This window comes from Robiginitalea sp. SC105 (assembly GCF_014243345.1).
GTDB lineage: Bacteria > Bacteroidota > Bacteroidia > Flavobacteriales > Flavobacteriaceae > Robiginitalea.
In genome coordinates this window covers 537,552-552,479 of record NZ_JACLZF010000002.1, presented here as the reverse complement: position 1 = coordinate 552,479, position 14,928 = coordinate 537,552, and the positions used below count along the sequence as shown (strand labels likewise).

17 protein-coding genes are annotated in these 14,928 nt (G+C 57.4%); 7 read left to right on the top strand and 10 right to left on the bottom strand.

Going from position 1 to position 14,928, the window contains the following annotated elements; genetic code table 11:
• The first annotated feature begins 39 nt into the window (after positions 1 to 39).
• Complete coding sequence (locus tag H7F20_RS11645; protein ID WP_185786354.1) at positions 40 to 750, top strand: arylesterase; 711 nt, start codon at positions 40 to 42, stop codon at positions 748 to 750.
• On the opposite strand, the gene H7F20_RS11640 is transcribed toward H7F20_RS11645, so the two are convergent.
• Positions 747 to 1,010, bottom strand: a complete 264-nt coding sequence (locus H7F20_RS11640; RefSeq protein ID WP_185786353.1) for a hypothetical protein — start codon at positions 1,008 to 1,010, stop codon at positions 747 to 749. The genes H7F20_RS11645 and H7F20_RS11640 overlap by 4 nt on opposite strands.
• 183 nt (positions 1,011 to 1,193) lie before the next feature.
• Positions 1,194 to 1,817, bottom strand: a complete 624-nt coding sequence (locus H7F20_RS11635; protein ID WP_185786352.1) for a peptidoglycan DD-metalloendopeptidase family protein — start codon at positions 1,815 to 1,817, stop codon at positions 1,194 to 1,196.
• A gap of 209 nt (positions 1,818 to 2,026) precedes the next feature.
• Here H7F20_RS11635 and msrA point away from each other — a divergent pair, with 209 nt between their 5' ends.
• A complete protein-coding gene (gene msrA / locus H7F20_RS11630; protein ID WP_185786351.1) occupies positions 2,027 to 2,770 on the top strand; it encodes a peptide-methionine (S)-S-oxide reductase MsrA in 744 nt (247 codons plus the stop codon).
• A 190-nt stretch (positions 2,771 to 2,960) separates the two neighbouring features.
• Here msrA and H7F20_RS11625 read toward each other — a convergent pair whose 3' ends face one another.
• From H7F20_RS11625 to H7F20_RS11615, 3 genes are read right to left on the bottom strand one after another with little or no spacing between them, the layout of a single operon-like run.
• Complete coding sequence (locus H7F20_RS11625; protein WP_185786350.1) at positions 2,961 to 4,400, bottom strand: DUF4097 family beta strand repeat-containing protein; 1,440 nt, start codon at positions 4,398 to 4,400, stop codon at positions 2,961 to 2,963.
• On the bottom strand, positions 4,372 to 4,956 hold the full coding sequence (locus H7F20_RS11620) for a hypothetical protein (RefSeq protein WP_185786349.1): 585 nt from the start codon (positions 4,954 to 4,956) through the stop codon (positions 4,372 to 4,374). The genes H7F20_RS11625 and H7F20_RS11620 overlap by 29 nt, the downstream gene beginning before the upstream one ends.
• Positions 4,940 to 5,479: an RNA polymerase sigma factor gene (locus H7F20_RS11615; RefSeq protein ID WP_221898768.1), complete on the bottom strand. Its 540-nt coding sequence runs from the start codon at positions 5,477 to 5,479 to the stop codon at positions 4,940 to 4,942. The genes H7F20_RS11620 and H7F20_RS11615 overlap by 17 nt, the downstream gene beginning before the upstream one ends.
• Before the next feature lie 110 nt (positions 5,480 to 5,589).
• On the opposite strand from H7F20_RS11615, the gene H7F20_RS11610 reads away from it, so the two are divergent.
• From H7F20_RS11610 to H7F20_RS11590, 5 genes are all read left to right on the top strand, one after another.
• On the top strand, positions 5,590 to 6,495 hold the full coding sequence (locus H7F20_RS11610; RefSeq protein ID WP_185786348.1) for an aldose epimerase family protein: 906 nt from the start codon (positions 5,590 to 5,592) through the stop codon (positions 6,493 to 6,495).
• A 157-nt stretch (positions 6,496 to 6,652) separates the two neighbouring features.
• Positions 6,653 to 7,225 carry a DUF2911 domain-containing protein gene (locus H7F20_RS11605; RefSeq protein WP_185786347.1) on the top strand — a complete coding sequence of 191 codons (573 nt, stop codon included), beginning with the start codon at positions 6,653 to 6,655 and terminating at the stop codon, positions 7,223 to 7,225.
• Positions 7,218 to 8,246: a methylmalonyl Co-A mutase-associated GTPase MeaB gene (gene meaB, locus H7F20_RS11600; RefSeq protein WP_185786346.1), complete on the top strand. Its 1,029-nt coding sequence runs from the start codon at positions 7,218 to 7,220 to the stop codon at positions 8,244 to 8,246. The genes H7F20_RS11605 and meaB overlap by 8 nt, the downstream gene beginning before the upstream one ends.
• A gap of 47 nt (positions 8,247 to 8,293) precedes the next feature.
• Positions 8,294 to 9,253, top strand: coding sequence for a glycosyltransferase family 2 protein (locus H7F20_RS11595; RefSeq protein WP_185786345.1), 960 nt, complete (start codon positions 8,294 to 8,296; stop codon positions 9,251 to 9,253).
• Complete coding sequence (locus tag H7F20_RS11590) at positions 9,237 to 10,139, top strand: lysylphosphatidylglycerol synthase transmembrane domain-containing protein (protein ID WP_185786344.1); 903 nt, start codon at positions 9,237 to 9,239, stop codon at positions 10,137 to 10,139. Before H7F20_RS11595 ends, H7F20_RS11590 begins: the two co-directional genes overlap by 17 nt.
• On the opposite strand, the gene H7F20_RS11585 is transcribed toward H7F20_RS11590, so the two are convergent.
• The 5 genes from H7F20_RS11585 to mazG form a co-directional block, all read right to left on the bottom strand.
• Positions 10,096 to 11,769 carry a glycosyltransferase family 39 protein gene (locus tag H7F20_RS11585; RefSeq protein ID WP_185786343.1) on the bottom strand — a complete coding sequence of 558 codons (1,674 nt, stop codon included), beginning with the start codon at positions 11,767 to 11,769 and terminating at the stop codon, positions 10,096 to 10,098. The two genes, H7F20_RS11590 and H7F20_RS11585, sit on opposite strands and share 44 nt — an antisense overlap.
• Positions 11,766 to 12,335 (bottom strand): phosphatase PAP2 family protein, encoded by a 570-nt coding sequence (locus tag H7F20_RS11580; protein WP_185786342.1) that lies wholly within the window; start codon positions 12,333 to 12,335, stop codon positions 11,766 to 11,768. The genes H7F20_RS11585 and H7F20_RS11580 overlap by 4 nt, the downstream gene beginning before the upstream one ends.
• 1 nt (position 12,336) lies before the next feature.
• A complete protein-coding gene (locus H7F20_RS11575; RefSeq protein WP_185786341.1) occupies positions 12,337 to 12,564 on the bottom strand; it encodes a hypothetical protein in 228 nt (75 codons plus the stop codon).
• 77 nt (positions 12,565 to 12,641) lie between these two features.
• Positions 12,642 to 14,039 carry an MATE family efflux transporter gene (locus H7F20_RS11570; protein ID WP_185786340.1) on the bottom strand — a complete coding sequence of 466 codons (1,398 nt, stop codon included), beginning with the start codon at positions 14,037 to 14,039 and terminating at the stop codon, positions 12,642 to 12,644.
• Positions 14,040 to 14,080: 41 nt separating this feature from the next.
• A complete protein-coding gene (mazG, locus tag H7F20_RS11565) occupies positions 14,081 to 14,857 on the bottom strand; it encodes a nucleoside triphosphate pyrophosphohydrolase (protein ID WP_185786339.1) in 777 nt (258 codons plus the stop codon).
• Between the last annotated feature and the right edge of the window lie 71 nt (positions 14,858 to 14,928).

Sequence of the window (14,928 nt, the reverse complement as noted above, 5' to 3'; positions counted from 1 at the left end):
AAAATACACAATACAATTTAAAACACGGGGACAATCGGCATGGCAGGACTCTTAAAGTTTCGTTATATTTTATTGGTTTTCCTGCTCCTCGGATGTGGCGGGGAACAGGGGAAGAAGCAGGGTCCTGAGGGCAATTCCCCGTCCGGCAATGTGGAGGAAACGACCGTCGCAGGGACCGGCAACACCATTCTTTTCTTCGGGGATTCGCTGACCGCAGGTCTCGGCCTTGAACCCGAACAGGCCTTTCCGGCCCTGATCGGCGAACGGATGGATTCCCTGGGATATCCCTTTAAGGTAGTGAACGCAGGCCTCAGCGGAGAAACCACAGCCAGTGGCGTGAATCGCCTGGACTGGGTGCTGCGGCAACCTGTTTCGGTTTTTGTCCTCGAATTGGGGGCGAACGACGGATTGCGCGGGATACCGCTGGAAGAAACACGAAAAAACCTGGCAACCATCGTGGAACGGGTGCGTCAGAAGGATTCCACTACCCGGATCATCCTCACGGGCATGCAACTACCCCCGAACATGGGGCCGGATTACACCTCCGAATTCCGGAATATATTCCCTGAACTGGCCGAGCAGTACAATCTGAAACTGGTCCCGTTCCTATTGGCGGGCGTGGGCGGGATCCCGGAACTCAACCAGCAGGATGGCATTCACCCCACTGCGGAAGGGCATCAGATACTGGCGGATAATGTCTGGGAGGTGTTGCAACCCGTCCTGGAAGCAAAGGAGCCAGCCGCCCCCTAGGCCATCTGAAAATCTTTCCTGGTAGTGAAATGCAGGTGTTTCTTCACCCTGGAGTCACTGCGGCGATACAGACGGGCTACCTCCCGGTTATTGGTTGCTGTGTTAGCGCTGGTTGTAGCGGCAACCTCTGTTATTTGAACCAAACCCATTTCGATGGTCGCAACCTTCTGATCGCGGGAATCCTGCTGCTTGCGGGAATCCTGGGCGGAGGCGATCAGTCCGAAGAAGAGTACAAAAAGGACGGTTGCAGTGGTTTTCATGACTTAAATTTCTTATAGTAAAATAACCGCAGGAAAGGGGTTCAACGCGAAATGGGTCGCCGAAACCCCTATATTTTTCGGTATCTGACCGACCAGTGGACAGGACGCTAAAAATCATCGGTGAACGGCTCGCCCCAGAAAAACACCTGGGCGAAAGAACGTGCCGTTTATCGCTAAATCGAACTAGGGGAGACGAAGGAAAAAAGCCGGATCCGGGCAGTTTTCCCGGAAAAAGGGCAAGCTGGCTGCATCCGATACCCCAGGGTAGTCCCCACGGTATCCCTGCAGGTCCCGGATCAGCTGAAAATGCAGGTGCGGCAGGTAGCCCCCGTTGTGCGCCTCCGATCCAAGCCAGCCAAGCAATGCGCCCGGTCGGAAGGACTTGCCTGGCCGGAGGTGTTCCAGGCTCTCCGGGTGGAGGTGGCCGTAAAGGGAAAAAAAGCGCCCGCCCCTACCCTGGTGTTCCAGGATGATCACCGGGCCGTAGTCCCCGGCGCCCGGGTGGTTCGCCCAGCTGTGCACCGTTCCCTCCAAGGGCACCAGGACCCCGGTTCCTTCCGGTGCCCAGAGGTCCAGCCCCAGGTGCATATTGCGCAACGGGGCCCCTGCCCGGCCGAAGCGCGCGTAGCCTTCATACAGGTTCCGCCTTTCGAGGTACCCCCCGTACCCGACAAGTACCCCGGGCTCCAGGAAAAAGTTCGACAGGCGCTTCCGGTAGTCCGTCGGACCCTGGCCGGTCAGGTCGATTCGCCGGTAGCCCTCCGCGGAATAGGGGATATCCAGTATGGGTAGCGTGTTTTGCCGCATCTTCCAAATATCGCGAAAAACGGGATAGTTGTTTAGCCCTTCATCTGCCAACGGATTATTTTTCACCCCTGCCGGAAACAGGCCACGTAAGGATGGGGGTGTATCCCCGACTTTTAGAGGGAAGCCAATTGAATCAGAGGTTGAGCTTTAACAGCCCTTTAGGGTTTCAGTGGATGATCCCTTCGTAAATTGGAGCCATAATTTTTGCTATGAAACATTTGAGAAAAACAGTATTGATCACTGCGGGATTGCTACTCGCAGTGGCCTGCCAGTCCAAAGCCAAAAACCCGGACACCTCAGTTGCACCTTCCACGGCGGCCGCACAGGAAACCGCGGTGGACCTGAAATCAGATGGGGGCGACACTTCCGCCCACGACCTGGTTTCCCAGAACCAGCCCCAGGACCTGTCACAATACGACACTGCTTATTTTGCGAGCGGTTGCTTCTGGTGCGTGGAGGCTATTTTTGAAAGCGTGCGGGGCGTTGCCGAGGTGGAATCCGGGTATGCCGGAGGAACCGAGGAAAACCCGACCTACGAACAGGTGAGCTATGGCCGTACAGGGCATGCCGAAGCGGTCAAGGTGTATTACGACCCGAAAGTGGTCAGTTTCTTTGAACTGGTCCAGGTGTTTTTCGGTTCCCACAACCCGACGACCCTCAATCGCCAGGGACCGGACCGGGGTGCGCAGTACCGGTCCATCGCCTTTTACGAAAATGAGACCGAGCGGAAGATCATCACCGCCTACATGAAAGCCCTGGAAGATAACAAGGTCTACAACCAGCCCATCGTTACGGAGGTCTCCCCCCTGAAAACCTTTTACAAGGCCGAGGAGTACCACCAGGACTACGAGCGCAAGCACCCGGATAACCCCTATATCCAGAATGTTTCCATCCCCCGGCTTAACCGGTTCAAGGCAAACTTCCAGGAGTACCTGAAAGAAGACGTACATTGAATTTTCGGTTCTTCCCGGTTATCCTGGGATGACTCACCTGTAAACAAAATGCCTGCCCCTGTCAGGAGGTTTGCATGAATAAATCGGATGTCAAGCGTATTTGAGGGAGCGATTCTCAGGAGGGCATGCGCATGTCAGCGGCCCTGGCCCCGGCAGCCAAAGGAAGGAGTGGCTGCTTTGCAAGGAAAGTTCAGTGGTCCAGTTCTACCTGGCTGTAGGAGGCGTTGATGACGATGGAACTGCCAGAGTCCCTCGCGATATGGTAGCCTTTGCGCGGGGTCCCCGATTTGGGTTTGGGCCCGTCCCAGACAATGGCGCCTGGATAATCCACTTCTGAATTCCGTTCCTGAACGCTGATATGGTAGGACCCGTCGGGCAGCTTGCATTGCAGCTGCCCGTTGTCCACAGAAATAGTCATATCCTTTAAGCCATTCGCGATATATCCGATGCGCAGGGCCCCCAGGTTGTTTCGGATGGATGCCTGTTGCAGCAGCCGCTCAATGGTCACCTGGGAGGAAGTTGCCGACAGGTCCAGCCGGCGCACTTCATACAGGTTTACGTCCTCGGAAAAATCCGTATTCAGCCGGCCCCGGTTCCAAGATTTGACCGCTATGGGCGAGTACCGGGCATCCACCAGGGTCTGGTCCCCGTCAATTGTCGAGGCGCGCAGGCTGGCGTAATTCAGGGTTGCCCGGAGGTTCATCGAGTTCTCCGCCAGTTTCACCTCCCCATGGCGGACATTGAGTTTCAGGCGGGCCCCCTTGGGCATCTTGATCCGTATGGTTTTTTTGATGGTATATTTCCCGTTTCCGGATTCCCCCTGCATAAAAAACACCCTGGAGCGGTCCTGTGCGGCCCGCACCTGCTCCCGTGCTTCTGCCAATTGGGCGCGGGCTTCCTCCCGGACCTTTTGTGCCTCCTCGCGCTGCTTGGCGCGTTCCTCCATCAGCTTTTCCCGCTCCTTCATGCGCAATTCGCGCGCTTCCTGTTGCTCCTCCATTCGCAATTTCATTTCCTTGGCCCGTTCCTCGGCGCGCTTGGACCATTCCTCCAGGCGCTGCTGGTACTCCTTGTCGAATTTCTTGTCGAATTCCGTTTTCCAGCGCTTCATATACGCTTCACCTTCTTTCTCATACGCTTCATAATCGAAATTCTGGAAAGGGACGGGGGGCATTGGAGGCAATTCCATATTCTCCAGGATCGGGCCGATGTCCGGTATTTCCACACTTTCCAGGATCGGGCCAATGTCCGGTATTTCGGGCATCACAAAATTGAAATCCCCGGGGTCAAAATCCCCGTCGAAACGGTATGCCCAGTTGTTGCCCGCCCGGGTACTCACCTCCACCCGGGAACTGTTGCCCATGATCTCCACGCCGCCGTTTTCAAAATAAGCGGCTGCTTCGGCATCCGTGGCCCCTTCGAGGGTTATTACCGCCTCCACGGCCACTTCATTCCGGTTCCAGGTCTCGAACTCGATGTCCGCATGACTGGTGTTCAGGGCCACCTCCACATCCGCATCCACATTGAAGGACTCCTTATAGGTCTTGGATTTCTGGGCCTGCCCGCTCTGCCACCCCAACAGGAGTGCAAAGATCAGCGCCTTAGACGCTGTTGCTACTGACTGATTCATTCTTTGATTGTTTTAATTCGTTCAACTTCTCTTTTAACTTGGTAAGCAACTGCAACCGCAACTGGAAATTCCGGATCATGGCGGCAATGGTTTCCTCATTGGGGCCTATTTCGTTCAGTTCTGCAACCAGGTTCTGGTATTCGGTATCCAGTTCCCGCAAACGGGCCATATAGTCATCCGCCACTACTTTGTTCTCGTCGGAGATGTCCAGGCTGGCCAGCTCCATGTTGATGTTGGCCGTATAGTACTGCTCGATCTTCCGCAGGTCCGGGGAAAGGTCGCCCAGGGAAAATCCCTGCCGCACTTCCGCGCTGTCCTTCTGGACTACAGGCTGGTCCGATGCCGCGGGCAGCTGAGGCCCGCGCTGCAGGGCCCAGAAACCGAAACCCAGCAAAGCCACCAGGGAGGCTGCGATCCCCATCCAGAGGAAGGGGTTTCGCTTCCTTGCCGGAAATGCTTTGTCCAGCCGCTTTTCAAAACGGGTTTCATGATCCGGGGCCATGCGGTACTCCCGACGGCGTTCCTGTTCAAACATTTTTCTAAGATCCTGCGACATGTTGCTTTTCTTTTAAAAGTTCCTTTAGATATCCCTTCCCCCGCATCAACCGGGTCCTGGAGGTATTCTCCCTTATTTTCAGTATTTCGGAAATCTCCGAGTGGTCATACCCCTCCACCAGGTAGAGTTGTACCACGTACCGGTAATTCTCGGGCAGTTCCTCAATGGCCGCTTTCACATCCTCGATCCCGATGCTGGAGGCCACCTCCCAACTTCCCGAATCGGCCACCTGCAGCCTGTTTTCCTCCAGTTCCACAAAATGTTGCCTTTTGGCCTTGAGGAAATCCAGGCAGCGGTTAACGACGATCCGCTTGAGCCAGGCCCCGAAGGTCACATCCCCTCTGTACTGATCCATTTTCCGGAAAGCCCTGATAAAGGCTTCCTGGGTGAGGTCCTCGGCATCGGCCTCATTCTTTACAAACCGCATCGCCACACAGAACATGCCATGGGCATATTTCCGGTACAGGGCCAGCTGGGCCTTCCTGTTCTGGTTGCGACACTGCTCAATCAGGTCGGGCGTCAAAATTGCCTGAGTTTCCAGTTTCGGTTGTTTTTAGTTGCTGTCTTAAGGACGAGGGCTTCCGGGCAGCGTTTCAAAAAAGTGTACTTTTAACGAAAATTTTACTCTTCGCGTTGGAACAAGTTACTGTAAAAAACGACCGCCTTCGTATGGAGGTCCTGGATTACGGGGCGATTATCCAGCGCCTGCAGCTACGCGATGCCCGTGGAGCCTACACCGACCTGGTGGTGGGCCTCCAGGAGCCGGAAGCCTACCTTGCGGACCAGGCCTACCTGGGGGCCTGCGTGGGTCGTTTTGCCGGCCGGATCTCCGGCGGGGTGCTCCGGGTCGGCAACGAAAACCACCGCCTCTCCCACCGGGATGGGATTACCCTGCACGGCGGGGAACGGGGCTTTGGCAAGCGCACCTGGAAGCTAGAGGCACAACGCACTTCCGGGGACACTGCCGGCGTGCTGCTGAGTTATTTCAGCCCGGACGGGGAAGAAGGGTTTCCGGGCAACCTCCGGGTCCGGGTCCTCTATCAAATCAGCGGGAACTCCTTGCTGGTCAGACATCAGGCCGTAACTGACAGGCCCACGGTGGTCAGCCTGGCCAACCACTCCTATTTTAAGATAGATTCCTCAGGTTCCATAGACCATTACCGCCTGCGTCTCAATGCGAGGGAGCGACTGGAGACTGACCAGCGCCTGTTACCCACTGGCAGGATCCTGGATATTTCCCAAACGGAATTCGACTTCCGGCAGGAACGCGAGATAGGAGCAACCCGCCTGGATACCCCCTACATACTCAATGGGGCCATGCCGGCCGCAGAACTGCTGTCCCCCGAATCAAAAATCCGGATGCAGGTGACGACCAACCAACCGGCTGTCGTTGTGTATACACCGCCCCATTTCCCGGGCATCTGCTTTGAGACCCAGGGCTACCCCGACGCGCCGAACCACCCCGGGTTTCCAAGCACCGAATTGCACCCTGGGGAAGAATACCTGAACGAATCGCGCTTTACCTTCGAGTATATCTGAAGTCGCAACCGGGGCATCTGTTTTGTAGCCTTACCCACTTTGGTGGTACATCCGCCTTTTGGCCCTGCACCTTTTTAGTTGCTTTGATTTATTTGCAAGCTGTCCTGAAAGTGGTCCGCGGCGATTTAGTACATTTAGGGAACCAAAAAAACAACCGATGAAAATTCTGAAATGGATCGTTGGCATCCTTGCCGCACTGCTGCTGCTTTTCTACTTTGTGGGCATGCCCTACCTGCGGGAACAAACCAAAAAATACAGTCCTGAACGCACCGCCCAATACGAGGCGGCTGGGATAACCCTCGAGGTGGATTACTGCAGCCCATCCAAAAAGGGCCGGAAGATCTTCGGTGGGCTGGTTCCCTATGACAAGGTTTGGCGGACCGGGGCAAACGAACCCACGACATTTACCACCAGCGGGGATATCCTGGTCGGCGGCAAACCCCTGCCAGCCGGCACATATTCCCTGTGGACGGTTCCTGGCCGCAACAGCTGGACCATTATCCTGAACGACGAGGTCCCTGAATGGGGGGTTACCCTGCTCAGCGGAGGGGACAATACCACCCGGGACCCGGACCACGATGTGGTTCAGGTCGCAGCCCCTGCCCTGGGCCTGCCCCGGCCGGTAGAGGATTTCACCATCGAATTCGACATCATCAGCCAGGAAGTTGTTATGCGGCTCGCCTGGGACCAGACGGAGGTGTTGGTAAAAATCACCCCGGACGTTGGCTGAACCCAATCCCAAAAAGGAGCACAAATCCCCAGGGCGCAAGCCCCCTGACACCGGGGAACTGCTGGAGGGTATCCGCCGCGCGGACCGGACGGCGCTCGCGCGGGGCATCACCCTGGTGGAAAGTACCCTTCCCTCGGACCGGGAGGCCGCGGACCGGTTGGTGGAGTCCTGCCTCCCGCACACCGGCAACAGCATCCGCATTGGCATAACCGGGGTGCCCGGGGCGGGCAAAAGCACCTTTATTGAAAGCCTGGGCCTCCATCTTACCGGGAAAGGCCTCAAGGTGGCGGTCCTGGCTGTAGATCCCAGCAGCAGCCTCAGCAAGGGCAGCATCCTGGGTGATAAAACACGGATGAATGACCTCAGCCGTGATCCAAGAGCCTTTATCCGGCCTTCCCCGGCCGGGGAATCCCTGGGAGGCGTCACCCGCAAGACCCGGGAAAGCATCGGCCTGTGCGAGGCAGCAGGCTTCGAGGTGATCCTGGTGGAAACCGTCGGGGTCGGCCAGAGTGAAACCGCCGTACACGGTATGGTGGATTTTTTCCTGCTACTTAAAATTGCCGGGGCCGGGGACGAATTGCAGGGTATCAAACGGGGGATTATGGAGATGGCCGATGCCATCGTGATCAACAAGGCGGACGGGGCTAATCTCGAAGCGGCGCGTCAGGCCCGCACCACCTTCCGGCAGGCACTCCACCTGTACCCTCCAAAGGCGGATGGCTGGAGGCCCGAAGTGATGCTGTGTTCCTCCACAGAAGGCTCAGGGATTGAAGCGGTCTGGGAAACCATCCGGAAGTACCGGGAAAAAGCCCTTGAAAACGGGTCATTCGACCGGAAGCGGATGGAACAGAATACCACGTGGCTGCGACAGGCCGTTTCCGAGCAGCTCGTTTCCGGTTTTTACGAGAACCCGGAGGTAAGCCGCGCCTACAGGGAGTTGGAACAGGCCGTCGCAGCACGGCAGATCAGCCCGTTCCGGGCTGCGGAACGCCTGTTGGAGCTGTATGGCCCGAATCGCTGAAGCCCGAAAAAAGACGTACATTTACCCCTGAAATCAATGCCTTTTCCATGGAGGTCCTGACCCAATCGCTCCTGTCTATCGTTGTCCCCCTCTATAACGAGGAAGAAAATGTCTCCCTTCTGACCCGCAAAATCCACGAAAGCCTGCAGGGCTACACCTACCAGATCGTGTACATCGATGACTTTTCCACCGACGCCACCCGGGAGGTGGTCCGCAAGATGGCCGACCCGAAGGTCCACCTGATCTGCCTGAAAAAAAATTACGGCCAGAGCCTTGCCCTGGCTGCCGGTATTGACTACGCGGAAGGGGAGTACATCATCACCATGGATGGCGACCTGCAGAACGACCCGGGCGATATCCCGGTAATGCTGCCCTATGCGCTTGGAGGGGAATTCGATGTGGTGACGGGGATCCGCCAGAAGCGAAAAGACTCCCTGATCAAAAAAATCCCGTCCAAGATCGCGAACTTCCTGGTGCGCCGGGTCACCAAGCTCGACATCAAGGACAACGGCTGTGCGCTTAAGGTCTTTTCACGGACCATAGCGAAAGACCTGAACCTCTATGGGGAAATGCACCGTTTTATCACCCTGCTGGCATTCCTGGAAGGCGCCCAGATCAAACAGGTACCGGTACGCCATCATGCCCGGCACGCCGGGGAGTCCAAATACGGGCTCGAAAGGGTATTCAAGGTGATCGCGGACATGATGCTCCTGTTGTTCATCCGCAAGTATTTCCAACGGCCCATCCACCTCTTTGGCATCTTCGGCGTGTTGCTGATCCTTTTGGGAATCGCCATCAACGCCTACCTGCTGGTAGTCAAATTCGGGTTCGGACAGGATATCGGCACCCGGCCCCTGCTTATTTTCGGGATGATGTTCATCCTGGGGGGCATCCAGCTCTTCACCATCGGGATTGTCATGGAGCTGCTGATCCGGACCTATTACGAATCCCAGAACAAGAGGCCGTACCGCATCAAAAAAGTCCTGATCGGTGGGAAACCTGCGTAAAAAAGGGGTTGCCCTGCTGAAACTCGTTTTCAGCGCCCTGCTGCTTTACCTCGTCTTCCGGCGAATCCCATTTCGGGACGTCTGGGAAACCATACGGGAGAGCAGCCCGGGGTTCCTGCTGCTTGCACTCCTTTTTTTCTGCCTGTCCAAGGTGATAGCCTCCCTCCGCCTCAACCGGTATTTCCGCGAAATCGGCCTCCCGCTTACAGAAAAATCAAACGCCCGACTCTACCTCCTGGGGATGTTTTACAACCTGTTCCTGCCCGGGGGCATCGGGGGGGACGCCTACAAGGGCTATGTGCTGCACAAGACATTTGGCACCCGGGTCAGGCGTATCGTGGGAGTATTGCTCCTGGATCGTATCAGCGGGCTTTACCTGCTGGTATTTTACAGCGGGGTCCTGCTGCTCTGGCTGGCACCGGGGTGGTTGCAGCCCTATGCGCCCTGGCTCATTTTGGGTTTGCTCCTCAGCCTGGGTGCCTACTGGTGGGTACACCGCCGCTTCTTCTCCTATGCCCATCCTGTCTTCTGGCAGGCCCTCTCCTATTCTGCCGGGGTGCAGGCCGCCCAACTGGCGACGGCTTATATCCTCCTGCATGCCCTGCACGTGGACGAAGCCTACCTGCCCTACCTCCTGTTGTTCCTGCTCAGCAGTATCGTGGCCGTGTTGCCCATCACCATCGGCGGGATAGGGAGCCGGGAGCTGTTGTTCTTTTACGGATCGGCCTGGTTCGGGTTGGAAGAGACCACTGCAGTCGGCCTGAGCATGGAATTCTTTATGATTACCGCCCTGGTCTCCCTGGCTGGGATTTATTACCATTTCAGGAAGCCGGAATTGCGGCTCAGGGTTCCGGCGGGGACAGGAGCAACAGATACCGCTTATTGAGTACATCTGTCCGGGTCTCCGGGTTCAGGAACTTCGCCTGAAGACGGGAAATCCGGAACTGGTCGGCACTGAGTTCGCGTTCCCAGCGGAAACCCGCCTCTGCAAGGGCCTCCCGCTGGCGGTCATCCACATAAACCCATCGTCCCGCAAGGGAGTCCGGGGACACTGCAGGCGCTAGGCGCAAGGGCTGCCGGGTATAAAAGTCCAGGGCCCAGGTGTGTTCCCCAGTGAATTTGTAGATCGGGGGCGTACCGGGGACCTCCCGGAGATAGGTCCGGGCCAGTTCGGAACCCGCCTGGTATCTGAGGAGTTCCGGGTAAAAGTGGCTGTTGAGCACGATATTGATCCCGGTGCTGGCAAGGACACTGATCAGGCAGATCCGCACCAGCGGGTCGCTATGCAGGCGCCAGATCAGGAAAGCCAGCCCAGACAGCAGCAGCAAGGTGCCGGCAGCGAGCCAGGGGGAAACGGGGAATACCCAGAAAAGGATCGCGCCAACCGCCAGCAGGACTACCCCCAGGATACCTGTCTGAAGGCGTGCCGCACGCCGCAGCCACCGCCATTTTTCCTGTTCCCGCAGCGCATCCAGGTAACCTGCGGTCAGCACGGCAAACAACGGGATCAGGATGTTCAGGTAATGGGGTAACTTGAACTGCGCAAAACTGATAATCAGGAAGATCAGCGCGATCCCCCCCAGGGTGAGGACTTCCCCGGCCTGCTTTCTCCGACCGGCCATTGCGCGGACCACCCCGGGTACACGGTTGCCAAAGGCCGCCAGACCCAACAGCGTCCAGGGCAGGAATACCCACAGGAAGGTGTGGAAAAAGAAAAAGTAGTCGCTGCTGTTCTTGCCGACCCCTTCCCCGCTGAGCCGCTCAAAACTCTGTTCCCAGAAAATAAAGAGGATTCCGCTCCGGTTGCCCCGGCCGCGGATAACCTTCTCCGGGTGCAGGTCAAATTGCTGGTAGTATGCATAGAGCATCGGGCTGATGGCAAGGCCAAAAACCAACAGTGCCAGTAGCAGCCGGGGATCGGCCAGGCGTCGCCACTGGCGGGTCCAGGCCAGGTGGCATATCAGGGGCAGTCCAATGACCAGCAATGCGATCTGCCCTTTGGTCGAAAAGGCGAGCCCGGCCCCAAGCGCCCCCCAAAGCAGCCCGGAAAGGCTCCCGTTTTTCAGATAGCGCAGCAACTGCCAGATGGCAAGGGCTGTAAAGCCCGTCAGGACCGCATCCGTGCGGACATCGATCACGGAGAGTACAATGGTCTGTGCGCTCATAAAGATCAGGGCTGCCAGCCGGCCGGCATTTGCATTGTAGAGGAGCTTCCCCAGGCCGTAACAGCTCAGGGCAGCCAAAAGGGTCATCAGTACGGCAGGCAGGCGGTAGGCCCAGTCGTGGATGCCGAAAACCTTATAGGAGAGGGCCGCCAGCCAGTAATGCAAGTGGGGTTTGTCCAGGTATTGTTCCGTTCCCTTGACCAGGTTGATGAAATCGTTTTCCTGCACCATCCGCATGGCCATCACGGCGAACTGGGCAGAATCGTTTTCCATCAGCGTGGCGGGCAGGCCACAAACATAGGCCGCCAGGATCCCCAGAAAACATCCCCAGAAAATGGTCCCTCGAATCATGGCATCCACTTTTGTCGGGCAAAGGTAAACAAGCGCGCAAAAAGCCACCCGAAAAGGGCACCTGCGGCAAATCCCGTAAGCACGTCAAACGGAAAGTGGACCCCGAGGTAAACCCGGCTGAACCCCACTGCCGAGGCCCATAGGAGCAGTAATACACCCCACCCCAGGCGGCGACGGCCCCACAGGGTCGTGAAAAAGGCCGCGAGCCCCAAGGCATTGGCGGCATGGGCGGAAAAATAGCCGAACCGGCCGCCACAACTATCTTTTACCAGCCTCACAAAGGGTTGCAGGGCCGGGTCATGGCAGGGCCGGAGGCGGCCAACCCCCACCTTGAAAAAATTGGACAACTGGTCCGTACAGGTAATGAGCAATGCGACGAAGAGCAAAAGTAAAAGCAACCGCCTCCAACCCAGGTCGCGCCATGCGACCAGCAGCAGCAACAGGTAAAACGGGATGGCCAGCCATTTGTCCGAGAGGAACAGCCAGAAGCCATCCCAGGCTTCGGTGCCCGTTCCGTTGAGCTTCAAAAACCATTCGCGGTCCAGATCCCGAAGCGCCTGCCACATATCAGTCTTCGTATCGGGAAATTTCGCGGTCGTAAAAATCCACGGCTTCGGCAATGAGCTCCCCGGCTGCGGCCTCGAGCTCCTTTTCATCCTCCGAGGAGAAATCTTCCAGCCATTCCACCTCGTCGTTTTCGAGGTTCAGTATAAACCGGGGATAGTCGGTATGTACCACAAAGACGGCCGTCGGGTGGTCTGTATTATCGGCCAGGAGGAATTTGGGTAAGTCCATGACGTCTGCGGATTAGGTGGTTTTGGTTGCGTTTTGGTTGCGTTTCGATTGCGTTTCGGTTGCGTTTTGGTTGTGTATCAGGTTTCCCGGACCAGCCCGGCAGCATCGTTCTGCCGGATCAGGCGCCCGGTGAGGTACCTGAATCGAAGATACAACATAATTGCAGAGGCCGTGAGCCCTGCGAGGAGGCCAATCCAGATACCGGAACTCCCCAGCCCGGTCCGGAGGCCCAGGAAATAACTAACAGGGAAGCCAACCAGCCAGTAGGCCACAAAGGTGAGCAGGGTGGGGATCCGCACGTCCTGCAGCCCCCTCAGGGCGCCCAGCACCACCACCTGTACCCCGTCCGAAATCTGGAAGACCGAGGCAATCAGCAGGAGCTCAGCCGCCAGCGCGACAACCTCCCTGTTATCTGCAAAATTCAGGGGATCCCCCAGGTCCAGGTACAGGGAGGGAAACCAGTGGCGCCCCATCAGGAACAGCAGGGCAAAACCCGCCATCAGCAGCACGGTCATCAAAAAAATCGAATTTGCTATGCGCCGGAGTTCGGGGAAATTCCTCATTCCCAATTGGTTGCCCACCCGTATCATGGCGGCCACCCCCAGACCGGTCCCGAACATAAAAGTCATGCTGCTCAGGTTCAGGGCAATCTGGTTGGCAGCCTGTGGGTTTTTGCCCAGCACCCCGCTCAGCCAGATGGCCGCGGTGAAAATGGCCACTTCAAAGAAAAACTGCAGGGCCGAGGGAAATCCCAGGTTCACAATCTTGCGGAGCATGCGCTTGCCGATATGCCGGAACCGCAGTCGCTCGACATATCCCTCAAAGGCCGGGCGTTTCCGGAAGAGCCCCCAGAGCACAAAACACATGGCAACCCGCGCCACCAGCGTACCCACGGCGGCCCCCACGACCCCCATCCTGGGAAACCCCAGGTGGCCAAAGATCAGGAGGTAGTTCAGGCCGATGTTGATCACATTGGCCAACACGGTGGCATACATGGGGTAACGGGTCTGGGAAAGGCCCTCTGAGAATTGCTTGAGCGCCTGGAAGACGATCAGCGGGATGAGCGACAGGGCGACCAGGTCGATATAGGGCTGTGCCAGTTCCACCACTTCAGGGGGCTGCCGCATCAGGTACATCAGCGGTTTTGCCAGCAGTACGACACCAAACAGGACCACCCCGAGCAGGCTGCACAGGACCAGGCCATGCTGCAGGATCCGCCGGCCCTCGGCCCGGTCGCCCCGACCATCCGCTTCGGCCACCAGGGGGGTGAGGGCCGTGGAGAAACCAATCCCCAGGGACATGGCGACAAATACAAAACTGTTCCCGAGGGAGACGGCTGCGAGTTCCGCGGTACCCAGTTGGCCCACCATGATGTTGTCGGCGAACACCACAAAGGTATGGCCGAGCATCCCGAGGATAACCGGGGTGGCCAGGCGGTAGTTGTATCGGAACTCGCGGGTGTACTGCTGCAGCAAAACAATTGGTTAGGAGGCCCTCGGCAACGGGGCCCACCGGTTTACGATCTCTTTTTGGCTTCTTCCCAGTGGACGTCCATCTCGGCAAGAGACATCTCGCTGAGTTCCCTGCCGGCCTCCCGGGCTTTGGTTTCCAGGTAGCTGAACCGACCCATGAATTTCTTGTTGGTGCGCTCCAGGGCATTCTCCGGGTTGATCCCCAGGAAACGGGCGTAATTCACCATGGAAAAGAACACATCACCCATTTCGGCCTCCACTGCATCCGCATTCCCCGCCTGCCGCTCCGCTTCGAGTTCTTCCAGCTCTTCCCGCACTTTTTGGAATACCTGTTCGGGCCGCTCCCAGTCGAAGCCTACCCCGGCAACTTTTTCCTGTATCCGGTTGGCCTTGACCAGGGCGGGCAAGCCTGCCGGCACCCCCTGCAATACGCTCTTCTTGCCTTCCTGCAGCTTGATGCGCTCCCAGTTTGCCTTGACCTCCTCCTCGTTGGCCACCTCCGTATCCCCGTAGATATGCGGATGGCGCCGGATCAGTTTTTCACAGATGGCTTCGGCCACATCACCTATATCGAAACTGCCCCCCTCCGAACCGATCCGTGCATAGAAGACAATATGGAGCAACAGGTCCCCGAGTTCCCCCTTGATCTCCTCCAGGTCGTTGTCCAGGATGGCGTCGCCCAATTCATAGGTTTCTTCGATGGTCAGCTGGCGCAGGGACTGCATGGTTTGTTTCCGGTCCCAGGGGCAGCCTTCCCGGAGTTCGTCCATGATCGTCAGCAGGCGGTCCAGCGCCCGGAGTTGCTCTTTGCGGGTGTTCATAAGGCCCAGGTATTTTCGCCAAAGGTACGAATCCGGGGTTTGGCGGCGAATGGTTTTTGGCGTAATTTTAG